The following is a 12,524-nucleotide window of genomic DNA, read 5'->3' as shown; positions in this document are numbered from 1 at the left end:
ATGCTGTCGCGTTTACGACGTATGTCGCAATCGCTTCAACAGCCGATGGTTCTGCAGTTGGATCGGCAGCTGATTGGTGCTCCAAGACTTGTGTTGGCAGGAGAGTTTGCGATCTCCGTCGCGTGGTACGGCATTTGCTGATCGCGTTCCAGTCACTCCAGGAGCAACACATGATCGATGGGCAAGTCGTTAAGCTGTCCGCACGGCAAAAGCAGTGCTTGCGGTGGGTAGAGGAGGGCAAATCGTCCTGGGAAATAGGGATGATATTAAGAATCAGCCGGAACACCGTCGATTTTCACATCAAGACCGTCATGCAAAAGCTGGAAGTGTCCAGCCGAATCCAAGCTGCTATCAAGGCGCGCCGCCTCAAGCTTTTGGACTAGGGAGTGCTGCTGCTGTCAACTTGTGCCGGCGGCACGTATAACATCCGGTGCTATGACTTCTCCATGAGATGGGATCCGCATCTGCCGAAAGTAGCGGCCCGTTGTGAGCCCAGCGGTTAGTTAGTCGGCCGTGAAGAATCCTGATTGGCAGGCTGATTGACCGTGGATTTCGCGAGGGTGCCGATGATTTGCCACAACAAGAGCCTGAGCCAGCAGATTAGGCGGCGGAAGCTATCGCCGACGGCGGCGAGAACGGCGTTGATGGTGTCACCTTGGCGTTAGTTGCGGCCGATGCGGTGCTCGGGTTTGAAGTGGCCGATGACCGGCTCGATGGCGGAGCGCCGTCGCAGCTCGCGCTTGGTCTGTGGCGTCACCCGCCGCTTCTGTCCTGAGATGAACACCCTAAACTTGTAATCGGGCGGGGCGCTGTGGCAGCAATAGCCCTTGTCGAGGAGAGCGCGCTCGATAGTGTTGCCGATCAGCGCTTCCATCTCTGGAATGACGGTTGCAAGGTCTCCCTCCGGCGAGGGCCGCCTTGTTGGATTAGTCCAATTGGTGCGTAACGGTCCTTATGGACAGCCATAAGCGCAGTACTCAGCTTGAACGGCTTGAGGTGATCGAGACTGGTCGTCGTCGACGCTGGTCAGATGACGAGAAGCTGCGGATCGTAACCGAAAGCTTTGAGGGACCGCGGGCGATATCGTCGACAGCAAGACGCTATGGCATATCACGTTCGTTGCTGATGACATGGCGGCGGTCGTTCGGTGCCGAGCCAATTAGCCCTCAAGGCGAGCAATCTGGCTTTGCGCGGGTTCTCCTTTCCGCTGATGTCGAGAGAGTCGGCACCGAAAGCGGATCTGTAGAGGCCGACTGGGTGGTCGTCGCGACGGATGCTTATAGCAAAGGACTTTGGTCTGAGGTACGCCAGGAACAGATTCAACGGCCTTATTTCAACTTTGCCACGCCTTCTCTGCCCGCCGATCTGAGAAAGTCGATCCTTCCTGAGCGGCAGGGTGTGTGGGACACTCGAGAGGTCCTCTCTTCATTTCGCCTCGATCGCTCCGGGCGGCTCGTGTTTGGCAGTGTTGGTGCGCTTGTGGGGATGGGGCAATGTATTCACCGGGCCTGGGCCCAAAGATCGCTGCGCAAACTTTTTCCAGGACTTCGGGCGTCCAGTTTGAAACCGGCTGGTTTGGCATGATTGGAATGACGTCGGACAACTTGCCCCGGCTTCACAAGCTGCATCGCAACGTCATCGGTTTCAGTGGTTATAACGGCCGCGGAATCGCACCAGGCACAGTGTTTGGCAGTATTTTGGCTTCGTACGTATTGGGGCAGATCGCGGAGAACGATTTGCCGTTGCCGGTCACTGCCGTTGAACGCCAGCGTTTTCGTGTAGCTCAGGTAGCATTTTATACGGCGGCCTCCCAGCTTTTTCACCTGATGGATTCCTGGTTCTGATCGCCTGGGCAACTCGGTTGGCACTCTTTCTTCGCAGCAGTATGGAACGATGCCGCGATCTGAGTCCCGATGCCATCGACTACACGTATGTTTGACCGAGCGAACGAACGAGTAATTACGTGGCAGTCCTTCTCTGCCGCGGAGCTGACGTCGGCACGAAAATGGGCTCGGGATGGCATGAAGAAAGCTGCTTCCGATATGTGAATCGGCGATGGCAATCACCTCGGAGGACAGCTCATTCGGCGCGCTGGAGGCGGCACAAGAAGAGAGGCGGTCCCACGCTTGCCGGCCTTGGCGACCTGTCGACCGCAGCCATAATCTGCCGTCGCGTCGGGTCCCCTACGCCGCTATCGGCGTGATCCCGAAGCCCGAGCCGCAGTGCCGACATTGCTGGCTTCCAATTGATGACTTGACGTTCGGTCAAGGACGTCTGGTAGGGACCACCTGAGGGTCGCAAGCGTGGTGCGCTGCTTCTTGCCGCCTCGCCTCGGGCTTCGCGTCTTTCCGGTCCAAGCCCTTGAAGACCTCGCCTGCGGCGATGCTGGCGGCTTTGCGATATCTCCTCGTCCCGATCTGTGTTTCGCTGGCCGCTACGCGCCGCGGCTGTCGAGGGTGGCCGAAGGCCCATCGGGGCGACTCGGGCGATATCGCCACGCGCTTTGGCCGGTGGCCATCGGCCAAAGGCCGCTAAGCTGCTTCAATCGCACAAATGATAGCCGTGCAGATACAAGGGGTACCCAGCGCAAGACCCTCGGCGCGTCGCCCAAGTATAATGAGAACGCCGCGCGCAGCAGCCCGGCCGAACAAGGAGATGGCCACAACGAAAAGCCTTGACGCATCGCCCCGTACAAGTCCTTTGACCCCTTGCAGACGCGCGGCGCCTATTGCTGCGATCTGTCTTCAAGCTGCCGGTCGCGGAGCTCCTCCGACACGAAACGCTCCGGCCGCTACCATGCCTCGTCATTGTCGCCGCGGAATGCTGAACACGACGCGCTGGGATGTTGTATCGATGGCAGCAGTCTCTGCACCAGCGTGATCATCTTATGAAGGCCGCCGATAATCAGGATCTGCGCCGGCCTATGACGCCGCACGCAGCCGATCGCGCACCGCCGGTCCCTCGCTCGGACAATCTGGTGGCGGCACGAGCTCAAAACGGCAGTCTGCCGTGACATCGTCCCCCAGCCCGGTCATGAAAGCAAGCAATCGCTTTTCATGAACGGCCAGATACGTGGCGATCGTGGTGAGTGATCGACCAAATAATGGCGGATCACAGCTACGGCCGGCGACTCTCGTGAGCGGAGCGTGTGGACGAGGCAGTGATCGCTAGCGGAAATCTGCGCCTGTCAGGACAAAGAGCCAATCACGACTGAATGCGTTGGGCGGGCCTCTCGGCGCTATCGCCGCGATTTCATTGATGTCAGCTCTGTTCGGATCGAGCGCACCGAACGGCCTCTTCGATGGAAGTGCCTCCCTGCAATAATCGGTCAAGACGCGACGCTTGCACTACTCTATGCGACAAAGAGAGGACGGCGAGCGCTCTGGGTCCGTGATCCAGTCATCCTCGCTCGATGTGACGTTATCAGCCATCGGCAAACCTTCCGCGGGTCGGGGCGCGGTCACTCTCCCCGCTCTGCATCGACAATTCCGACGACAGCGTGGCCGCTCAAACAATGGCCGCGCCGGGCAGCGATCATCTTGCCGAAACAGGCAATTTCCTTTGGCCTGCGCCACCGGCGGTTTCTGTCGGAATACAAGCGCGCTTAATGTCTGAAACCCGCCTTCGACTATGTTCGGAAGCCACATTGCACAAGGAAAGACGCGAGCGTGCCCCTTCTATCGTGCTGGCCCAAATCCTGCAGCGGCTCTCCGGGCCAGGAAGTTTGGCGGCGGCAACAGGATGGGAGTCGTGTTTGGGCATCGATCTGTCAATCGAGAATGCGGTAGCCGCACCGGAGGTCGCGTGCCTGCACCCCGCTGGGAGAACGGAAGACGCTGCCGCTTGCCACCGGCGCGCGCGGCGTCGGTTATGTCATCGAAAACCCGTTTTCAAAAGAGGGCCGGCGCATCCTTACTTGCACGGGGCAACCCTTCGGTGGTGGGCGATGTCCGTGGGATTCGGAGACAAACAACCATGTCCACGTCGATCTAAGCATTCGTCGGACAGTGCCGCACGTCACTGCCGAGGTCGCGGAACGGCCTGCTGGCGCACCGCTACACGCATTGATCCACAATGCCGACATTTCGCCATAGACACCGGACCGTACCCGACAGACGTCGTTGACGGCGTCAGTCGAAGCCTGGCTGAGGCTGTTCCGCCTCAATTTGCTCGGCCTGATCCTGCTCCCGCAAGACCTCTTTCCCAATCTCAAGGCGACCTCGGTATCGATCTCGACATGACTTGATCGGCGCGTTGCCGCGCGCACCCGGTTTCCAGCACCGCCAATGCCTCTCGCGTCAAGGCTGACGGTTGCTTTCTCAACTCTGAAGCGAGGCGTCAATAGATGATCGATGAACTGGATTTGCGAACCTTCAAGCCGCATCCGCAACGCGACGCCGTGCTCGGCGAAGTGCACGCGCGCCCTTTCACGCGCCTTGTCTCGCCATTCAGCGTGATCCACTTCGCTGTTCTTGCGCAAGGCGAGGCGGCCGCAATCGATCGCTGCCGTTTTATCGATTTCTGCCTGGAGCGCAATCTGCGGCCGCCTGCGCAATCGGCGAAACACCATCAGATTGTCATCGGGCCCGCTATGCTACGCTGGGAGCAGCATTCGGAATTTACAACATTCACCTGGATCTGGACTAACACAAATGGTCCTGCCGCTCACCAATTCAGGAACATTGATGATACCGTCCGATCGCTGATCCGAGCGTTGCGGCAGACGGGTCAATTGCTGGTCGCGATCAGGTTAGAAGTGGAGCAAGGCGCCGCGCCGACCAAGCGCGCCGAACAGATTTTTGACAAGAATAGCCTGGCCATGGTTGCCACAAAGAGCGGTGCAGGCGTTGTCGCCTCAGACTTCCGCGTGGACGAAAACGGCTTTACGAAAATCCTCGTCTGCGACCTCGGAATGACGACGCACGATCTCGGAGCGCTGGTGCAACGGCTCCTGGAAATCGAGACCTACCGTCCGTTGGCGCTGCTTGGCCTGTCGGCGGCCCTTGAGCTTGCACCGTCTGTTGATCGCATCGACCGCCGTCTTGTTCAAGCGCTCGAAGAAATGCAAAGCGGTGAGGGGCTGCAATTCAACAACCATCTGCTTGCCGAGCTGACGGCGTTGGCCGCCTCCTTCGAAAGAGGTGCGACCGGTGGCCTGTTTCGCTTCGGCGCCAGCAGGGCCTATGACGAGCTGGTCCAATCGCGACTATCCATCATTGAAGGCAATGACATCTCGGGCTATCCGAGCTGGTCGTCGTTTCTGGCGCGCCGCATGGCGCCGGCGATGCGGACCTGCGCGACCGTGGAGGAGCGTCAGGCGGCTCTGTCGGTCAAGCTCGCGCGTGCCGCCGATCTGTTGCGAACCCGTGTCGACATCGAAATCGAACAACAGAATCATGACCTGTTGCAGGCTATAAATGAGCGCACGAGGCAGCAACTTCGGCTGCAGTGCACGGTCGAAGGATTGTCGGTCGCGGCGATTGGATATTACGTGGTCAGTCTGTTTAAATACCTTGCCGAGGGCGCGCACGATGTCGGATTAGGAGTAGATCCCTCGTTCCTAACCGCAGTCTTCGTCCCGATCGCCGTGGGCGTGATCTGGCTGGTGAGTTACAAGATCCGAAAGCGACACTTCAAGCACGACGACGCGGCCTCGGTAGCTCGTAACTAATGCCCCTTGGCTCGCATAGTCGAGATGCGACGCGGCCGCCAGAGCCTCGACGGGTTAGCCGGTATATGCGCTTTAATTGATCCGGAGGGGACGTCTCGCGACGCCACCCTTCCCTCACTACCTGGCATACGGGTCCGTACCGCGGCTATTCGACCGAGTGAAGCTGGCCGAGGAACCAATATTCGGAGAGACCGCGAGCGTCAAAGAAGTGATTCCGCAGGGCGTGCTGCACCGCTGGTGCCCGGACATTCGCCAGAGCCCCGGCGGCAATCGATGCGGCGAACTTCGCGATGCCGAGGCGGCGAAGCTCCATGAATCGCTTGTGCCGAGTCTGCCATTGTCGCCAGAGATACATTCGCTGTCTTCAGTGACTCCAGGCTTCCAAGTTTGTGAGCACGCCAGATTCAGGCCCCTGGAATTGTCGCCCTTAGCGCATCTGCCCGCCGGTTGATGCAGGCGTCGCCCGCACGTGGCGGCGGGCGCCTAGCAGGCTGCTGAAATATCTACGCCAAAGATAGACTGCCAATCCACCTTGGCGAAACGGTTCGATGCGCGGGAGCGACGTGTTCATGGAGCAGCACGATGAAGCGGTTGGAGGATTTCGTTCCAAAGCCGCGCCAGTCGCGGTCGCCCTTGATGGCGACGCTCGAATGCTACGAGCCTTCGCTCGTCGCTTGGAGCATCCTTTCGCGCACAGCCAATGTTTTGATGACTATCGACGACGAGGACTCAATCAGCGTGATGAAACGTCTGGCAAATCCGAGGGCTAGCTATCGCTGTAGTTGCAGGCGAAAGTGGTGGTGTTGGCCTCGCAGCCGTACTGCAGGCTGCTTCTGACCCGACCTTGGTGGCAAGATTGGTCTTGGACCCAATTGACGGGTCTTTCTGATCAACATCGAGGGCGCGACATATCCTCTCGTGTACGAACAGCTCGTCAGTGCGACGCCAGCGCAAGAGACCGCAAGAATATTAAACGGGCCAAGAACATCGTCGGCCCAATTTCCCGAGCTCGTGCGGCGCGCGGCGCCAAGCTCTCCAGTAACAACGATGCGACAATCGGCGGCGTGACGTATCGGAACCGCCGGCCAGGGTCTTCGACCGGATAACGACGCTGTGGCCCTGTCCGCACTCTTCGAAAAAACCACAAGCCCTCAACGCAACGCCGGTGAACTTACCCAGACAACTGGTCTCCACCAGGCCGTGATCCTAACCGCCGGTTCTGCACGATCAGTGTTGAATGTCGCTCGCAACCGAGACTAACCTGGAATCTGCACCGGCAGTGCGGAATAACCGTGTACAAAATTAGATTCAACTCGTTCCGGTTCCCCGACCACCTTTACCTCCAGAGATCGTTTCAGCATCTCCTCCCACAGGATTTTCAGCTGCAGCTCTGCGAGATGCCTACCCACGCAACGATGAATCCCAAATCCAAATGAGAGATGTTGTCGTACATTGTCTCGATCAATGATGAAGCTGTTGGGGTTCGCAATGATTTCGTCGTCTCGGTTGCCAGAGATATACCACATCACAACTTTATCGCCTCGCCTGATTTGCTTGTGGCCTATCGTAAAATCGTCCACAGCCGTCCGGCGCATGTGCGCGATAGGCGTTTGGTATCGTATAATCTCGGATACCGCCCCGGGCAGTAGCGAAGCGTCATCTCGGAGTTTTCGCAGTTCGGACGGATTTTGGCTCATGAACAAGACGCCACCGCTGATTGAGTTGCGCGTTGTATCGTTGCCTCCAACAATCAGCAGAATGAGGTTGCCCAGGAACTCGCGCGGCTCCATGTTTCGCGTCGCCGGCGAATGCGCCATCATCGAGATCAGGTCACCGCGCGGTTCGCAATTGACCCGTTCGCTCCAAAGCCGTGTGAAATAGTCCAGGCACTCCGACAGCACCACCTTTCGCTTTTCCCAGCTGTCGATCTGGTCGCCCATTTGTGGCGTCAAGGCAGCTACGTCCGACCAGTAGGTCAGCAACCGTCGATCTTGAAATGGAAAATCGAACAGCGTGGCCAGCATTTGGGTCGTCAACTCGATCGAGACCCTGTCGACCCAGTTGAAGGTATCATTGCGCGGCAAACCGTCCAAGATCTTCTGAACCCGCGAGCGAATCAAGCCTTCAAGATTCGCCAGATTCTCCGATGCCGCTATCGGACTGATAGTCTTACGCTGCTGAGCATGGACAGGAGGACTCATTTTGATGAAACTGGGGGTCCAATACTCCTCCGGCGGGTCGACAATTGTGACGCTTCGCTCTGATGAGAATATTGTGTGATTTGAGTCCACGGCTATGATGTCGCGGTATTTTGTTATCGACCAATATGGTCCGTATGGGCTGTCTTCGCAATAATGGACGGGATCTTCCCTTCGCAGGCGCGCGAAACAAGGCCAAACGGTATCATCCTTAAAGCGCTTGGGCGCGCTTACATCAAGGCGGCTCAGCGGGATATCAGCACTCTCGCAAGCGTTCTCTGCCGATAGTGCTATCATGGTTGCCTCGCGGAGATTGGCCTGCAAGTTTGCTTGCTCAGCTGAGTGCGCTCTAGAGTTCGCTGGAAAGCTCGGTCGAAACACAGCGAGCTTGGGCGGTGCACTAACAATGTGTGACGCATGTCCATGGCTCGGGTTCGCGAGAGCTCTGAAATCTAAAATCATGTTACGGCGAAGTTGGGTCGACCTTGGTTCGGCCCCTGTCGATGAAGAATAATGGCAAAGCGAGCGAAGCTTTCCTATTAGGCTTGGGAGGTGTACGAACGCGTGTTTTTGTGGTAATAAATTCAGGACGCAAGCACTCGCAGCGCAAGCACTCGCAGCGCAAGCACTCGCAGCTATGGCACGCAGGCGCTTATCCTCATTCTCTCGGGGAGGCACGCCCTTTGCGGCGAAGGTGGCGCGGAGAGCTGGGCGACCCTGGAGTCGATCGTGAACACAGCAAAGCTCCATGAGCTCGACCCGCAGGTCTGCCTGACTGACGTGCTGGAGCGCGTCGCCTCTGGGGGAACCAAGAGCCATCAGCTGCACGAGTTGCTCGCCTGGAACTGGAAGGCGGCCCGCCAGCGCGCTGCGCAGGCCGCTGCGTGAGCCCATGTCGCCATAAAGCATCGTCGATGACCGCCGCCGCGATGCCGATTGCGGTGCTCAAACGATGGCTCCGGGCTCGCGTCGATCAGCATCCTGCGGCCACAAGTCTTCCCATGCTCGACGGTCACGTCGCCGCGATCGTGGCCGGACCGATGTCATGAGCCCGCTCGACTGGATCTGGCCGCTGCTCCATTGATGCCGATGCTTTCAACCACGGCGGCACCCCGGAGTTTGCCGCGATCTCCGCCGTTGCGCTGCGCCATAACCAGATCAGCCAAATCCTTTCGACCACGCATCGCCTGTTCGAGCCGATGCACCGCCGCAAAGGCAATCGCGACGTCGATTCGCGACCTTGGTGTCAGGAGGTTTATGCCGCGATGCGATTCAAACTATCGGCGTGGGCGCCATTGCTGGACGCCAGCAACGTAAATCACGGCCTGCTTCTGCCTATTCTGCTGCACCGTGCCGACGATCAGGGACAGTCGCTGCTCGGAGCACCACAAAGCGGCCGCGAGACGCGGCGCGCCTACGCCGATATTCCGCCGCCCCTCGAGGCCATCCGCCAGTACTAGTGGTTCTGCGCAGTGAGTTTGACCGGTTGCGACCGGCGGTCAGATTAGCTCGGGCAGGAGTTTCGGATCAACGAGAACCTCGATGCTGCGAGGAGTCCTTGGCTGCCTTGTGATGACGCCGACTCCTTCCAGCGTCAACAGCATCTGGTGAACTGAGGGTGGGCTGACGCGGAAATATTCCTGCATGTCGGTTTCGGCCGGGGGTCTGCGGTGCAGCCGCGTATAGCGGTTGATAAGGCGAGGTACTGCCCCTGCTTGGGCGTGAAGGGTTCTGCCGAAGGACTCACGCCGGCCATCCGATTCAGTTGTTTGTGCGTGCCTCGAACACGGAGGCACGCCATGAATGTACGCTATCGGGTCGACCTCGGCCAAATCGAGCGCACGGAACTCAGGGCACTGCTCGACGGGGGCAAGCATGTCTCGCGCATGCTCAAGCGAGCGCAGAGTTTGCTAGCCGCCGATGCCGGCGCCAGCGACGAGGAGATCGCAAGGAGCGTCGGGGTGGGCGGCTCGACCGTGTACCGGACCAACGACGCTTCGTGGAAGGTAATCTGGAGCGGGCGCCGAGCGAAGAGCCGCATCCCGGAGCGGAGCGCAAACTTACGAGCAAGGAAGAAGCCTTGCTGGTGGCGACAGCCTGTACCAGCCCACCCCAGGGCCGCGCCCGCTGGACGCTTGAGCTGCTGGCAGGCGCGATGGTCAAGCTCACCGAGCACAGGAGCCTGACGCACGAGACGTTCGGCGGCGCCTGGCCGAAAATGACCTCAAGCCCTGGCGCAAGGACATGTGGTGCATTCCGAAGGTCGATGGCGAATACATCGCCCGCATGGAAGACGTGCTCGAGCTCTATGCCGAAGCGCCCGATGCCAAGCGGCCGTTCGTGTGCTTCGACGAAAGCCCGGTGCAACTCATCGGCGAGGCGCGTCAGTCAGGTGCATCTCGCGAGTGATCGACCTGATCTGCGAGCGGCACATTGAGCAGGCGCGCAGCTGCACGCATCTACCAGGCCTCACCTCCTTAGGCGATTCACGCGATCGCGAGCGGCAACCGAGTCATGAGGCTCATCTAGGGTCAGTGGTTGTATTGCTAGCGCCGCGAAGCCGTTGGCTTGTTCGCGCGGAGACTGAAGGCGTTGACGAGGGAACTAAGAAGGTTCGACATATTCGTCGGACAGAATCTTCAGTCAGCCTGGCCAACGCGTTCTCGAGGATGTGGGGCGAATGTTAACCAGACAGACCGCGTCCACGGTGCCCATCTACGGGGCATGCAAGCCAATGTGCCGCGGGTTCGAATTCAATATTCTCCGCCTCGCTCTGGCGAGATTGAGTTGGTTTCCCTATGTTCAACAATGCTCGCACCAGTTTTCGTGCTTGCGATTCCGATCTCGAGATCGGTCCGCGGTCATCTGGGCCGCGCCGACAGGCAGCTTTGCTGGTTCGGTACGGAAAGATAGTGCCGTATCCGATGCTGACCGCTGTTGTCCACGGCCGGACCCTTGGAATTTGTCGGTCAGCGGGCACCATCCGTATTCTCACGCGCCTCCTACTGGTGCAGCGCGGCTCGCTGATGCACATCGCAAGACGATCTTCTGGCGGCACGAAGGTCGCGATGCGTGCCCGAAATCCGACGCCGACGCGGCTTGTCCGGTTACATACATGGGACCTTACTGGGCGTGTGGATGTTTTTCAAAGCGTTGTCATGTGCTTAGTGCGCACGGACAGCCTGGCACGGTGATTGCTAAAGGTGAACCGACAAGGTCGCGCAATGAGTAACTTTGAAGAGAATTTCATGCAGCAGCTATGCTTGGCGTCCCCCGCTCCTTCGCTCAAAGTCGAGAACTGGCTGCGTGGCGCGCCCCTCACGAACTTCCAGCCAGGGAAAGTGTACATCGTCGAATTTTGGTCAACTTCGTGCGGCCCATGTGTGCGGGCGATCCCTCATCTGATAGAGCTGCAATCAGAATACAAAGACGAAGGGCTTGAGGTCGTCGGAATCGCAGCTAGTGAAGAAGCACCAACGCCGGATCAGGCTCGCACCAAGTTGGACGCCTGGTTGACTGAAAAATTCTCAAATCTGAACTATCGAATCGGGTTCGACAGTACGGGCGAAATGAACAAGCTTTGGATGGATGCCAGCTCTTCTCTCGGGGTTCCGACATTGTTCATCGTCGACCGCGACGGCCACATTGCCTTTATCGGTCATCCGATCGACATCGACGCCGTCTTGCCGAAAATTTTCAACGACACTTGGCGCGGCAGCGATGAGGCTAAAGCCACTGATGCGGAACGGATCGCGGCAGACCAACGCCTAGCGCGCGCACTCCCGATCCTCGAGACGATTAAACCGGCAATGGAAGCAAAGGATTGGCCGGCAGCGCTCTCAGCGGTCGAGAAGGGCATTGCCGCCATGCCGGACACTCTCATCTTCCGGCAGATTCATGCGGATCTGTTGCTTCACAAAATGCGCGACACGGCGACCGGTTTCCAGGTTTTACACCAAATGGTTCGAGACGCGATTAAGAAACAGTCAGAGGCTGAGCGTGGGCTGATTTTCGTCATGGAACAACTGTTTGATCGGGAGAACGATAAGGCCCACCTTCCGCGTGCGGAACGCTTTGCGATCGGCAAGGATGTGTCGGAACATATCCTCAATCCTGGGCAAGCCAGCGGTGGCGTCAACTTCTATTCTCATGGGGCGCTCGCTCAGTATTCCTACGAGAAGGGTGACAAGCAACGCGCGATCGAGCTGATAGAGCGGGAAATGACACGACTAGCCGATCCGAAAGTGCCGGACGCTATGAAGAAGTATTATTTGCCGCAGTTGGTCCAAACCTTGGCCACCTACAGGGGCGAGTAGGTTTGTTGCAGCGGGTTTTGTTCGATTTCGCAGGAATCGTCGGCTGGAGCTCCCAAAGTGCAGCCGCGGGAGCAGACATGAAGGGGGATGTTAGTCGAAGATGCACGATCGGGGCTATGTAAGCGCCTTCGAAGCGCTCGCGACCAGCAGAATCATTCAGGGCGATTGCGACACGCGGGTCACAAGGAAGACCTAGCTCACAACTAGCGATGCGACGCCCTGCGGCCCGTCTTTGCTGGGTGTCTGGTTACTGCTTGGTCGTCCGTGAGCAAGTTTCTAAGCGACTGAGCGGGAGTCGTTTTTTCGGATGCGGAGGTATTGAGATTGCAGGGATTGGGA

Annotated in this window: 7 protein-coding genes and 4 pseudogenes; 8 read left to right on the top strand and 3 right to left on the bottom strand. The window is 58.6% G+C overall.

The annotated features are described in order from the left end of the window. Positions 1 to 383: LuxR C-terminal-related transcriptional regulator (locus tag ABID58_RS36885; RefSeq protein ID WP_354037736.1), on the top strand; the 383-nt coding region annotated here is incomplete at its 5' end. Positions 384 to 499: 116 nt separating this feature from the next. On the opposite strand, the pseudogene ABID58_RS36880 reads toward ABID58_RS36885, so the two are convergent. After that, positions 500 to 895 (bottom strand): annotated as a pseudogene (locus tag ABID58_RS36880) (IS5/IS1182 family transposase); the annotation flags it as partial. A 59-nt stretch (positions 896 to 954) separates the two neighbouring features. Between ABID58_RS36880 and ABID58_RS36875 the strand changes: the two are divergent. From ABID58_RS36875 to ABID58_RS36865, 3 genes and pseudogenes are all read left to right on the top strand, one after another. Next, a pseudogene (locus tag ABID58_RS36875) lies at positions 955 to 1,095 on the top strand (IS66-like element accessory protein TnpA); the annotation flags it as partial. A 123-nt stretch (positions 1,096 to 1,218) separates the two neighbouring features. Beyond that, positions 1,219 to 1,844 (top strand): annotated as a pseudogene (locus tag ABID58_RS36870) (NAD(P)/FAD-dependent oxidoreductase); the annotation flags it as partial. A gap of 2,501 nt (positions 1,845 to 4,345) precedes the next feature. Beyond that, positions 4,346 to 5,671, top strand: coding sequence for a DUF3422 family protein (locus tag ABID58_RS36865; RefSeq protein WP_354037735.1), 1,326 nt, complete (start codon positions 4,346 to 4,348; stop codon positions 5,669 to 5,671). 145 nt (positions 5,672 to 5,816) lie between these two features. On the opposite strand, the gene ABID58_RS36860 is transcribed toward ABID58_RS36865, so the two are convergent. Both ABID58_RS36860 and ABID58_RS36855 read right to left on the bottom strand, forming a co-directional pair. Beyond that, a complete protein-coding gene (locus tag ABID58_RS36860) occupies positions 5,817 to 5,984 on the bottom strand; it encodes a hypothetical protein (protein ID WP_354037734.1) in 168 nt (55 codons plus the stop codon). Positions 5,985 to 6,927: 943 nt separating this feature from the next. After that, positions 6,928 to 8,166 (bottom strand): cytochrome P450, encoded by a 1,239-nt coding sequence (locus tag ABID58_RS36855; RefSeq protein ID WP_354037733.1) that lies wholly within the window; start codon positions 8,164 to 8,166, stop codon positions 6,928 to 6,930. A 432-nt stretch (positions 8,167 to 8,598) separates the two neighbouring features. Between ABID58_RS36855 and ABID58_RS36850 the strand changes: the two genes are divergently transcribed. From ABID58_RS36850 to ABID58_RS36835, 4 genes and pseudogenes are all read left to right on the top strand, one after another. Beyond that, the gene (locus ABID58_RS36850) at positions 8,599 to 8,757 is read left to right on the top strand and encodes a transposase domain-containing protein (RefSeq protein WP_354037732.1); all 159 of its coding nucleotides are present in this window, start codon (positions 8,599 to 8,601) and stop codon (positions 8,755 to 8,757) included. Positions 8,758 to 9,134: 377 nt separating this feature from the next. Further along, complete coding sequence (locus ABID58_RS36845) at positions 9,135 to 9,329, top strand: hypothetical protein (protein ID WP_354037731.1); 195 nt, start codon at positions 9,135 to 9,137, stop codon at positions 9,327 to 9,329. A gap of 339 nt (positions 9,330 to 9,668) precedes the next feature. Further along, positions 9,669 to 10,257 (top strand): annotated as a pseudogene (locus ABID58_RS36840) (IS630 family transposase); the annotation flags it as partial. An 836-nt stretch (positions 10,258 to 11,093) separates the two neighbouring features. After that, positions 11,094 to 12,185, top strand: coding sequence for a TlpA disulfide reductase family protein (locus ABID58_RS36835; protein ID WP_354037730.1), 1,092 nt, complete (start codon positions 11,094 to 11,096; stop codon positions 12,183 to 12,185). Positions 12,186 to 12,524 lie beyond the last annotated feature (339 nt).

The sequence above is a fragment of the Bradyrhizobium sp. S3.2.6 genome, from assembly GCF_040546885.1.
Taxonomy (GTDB): Bacteria; Pseudomonadota; Alphaproteobacteria; order Rhizobiales; family Xanthobacteraceae; genus Bradyrhizobium; species Bradyrhizobium cytisi.
The sequence above is the reverse complement of the archived record's forward strand: the minus strand, read 5'-3'. Positions and strand labels throughout refer to the sequence as shown.

Excerpts from the sequence above, each read along its gene's own strand:
- ABID58_RS36860 (WP_354037734.1), bottom strand. The coding sequence starts at position 5,984 with ATGGAGCTTCGCCGCCTCGGCATCGCGAAGTTCGCCGCATCGATTGCC.
- ABID58_RS36855 (WP_354037733.1), bottom strand. The coding sequence starts at position 8,166 with ATGATAGCACTATCGGCAGAGAACGCTTGCGAGAGTGCTGATATCCCG.
- ABID58_RS36845 (WP_354037731.1), top strand. The coding sequence starts at position 9,135 with ATGCGATTCAAACTATCGGCGTGGGCGCCATTGCTGGACGCCAGCAAC.
- ABID58_RS36865 (WP_354037735.1), top strand. The coding sequence starts at position 4,346 with ATGATCGATGAACTGGATTTGCGAACCTTCAAGCCGCATCCGCAACGC.
- ABID58_RS36835 (WP_354037730.1), top strand. The coding sequence starts at position 11,094 with ATGAGTAACTTTGAAGAGAATTTCATGCAGCAGCTATGCTTGGCGTCC.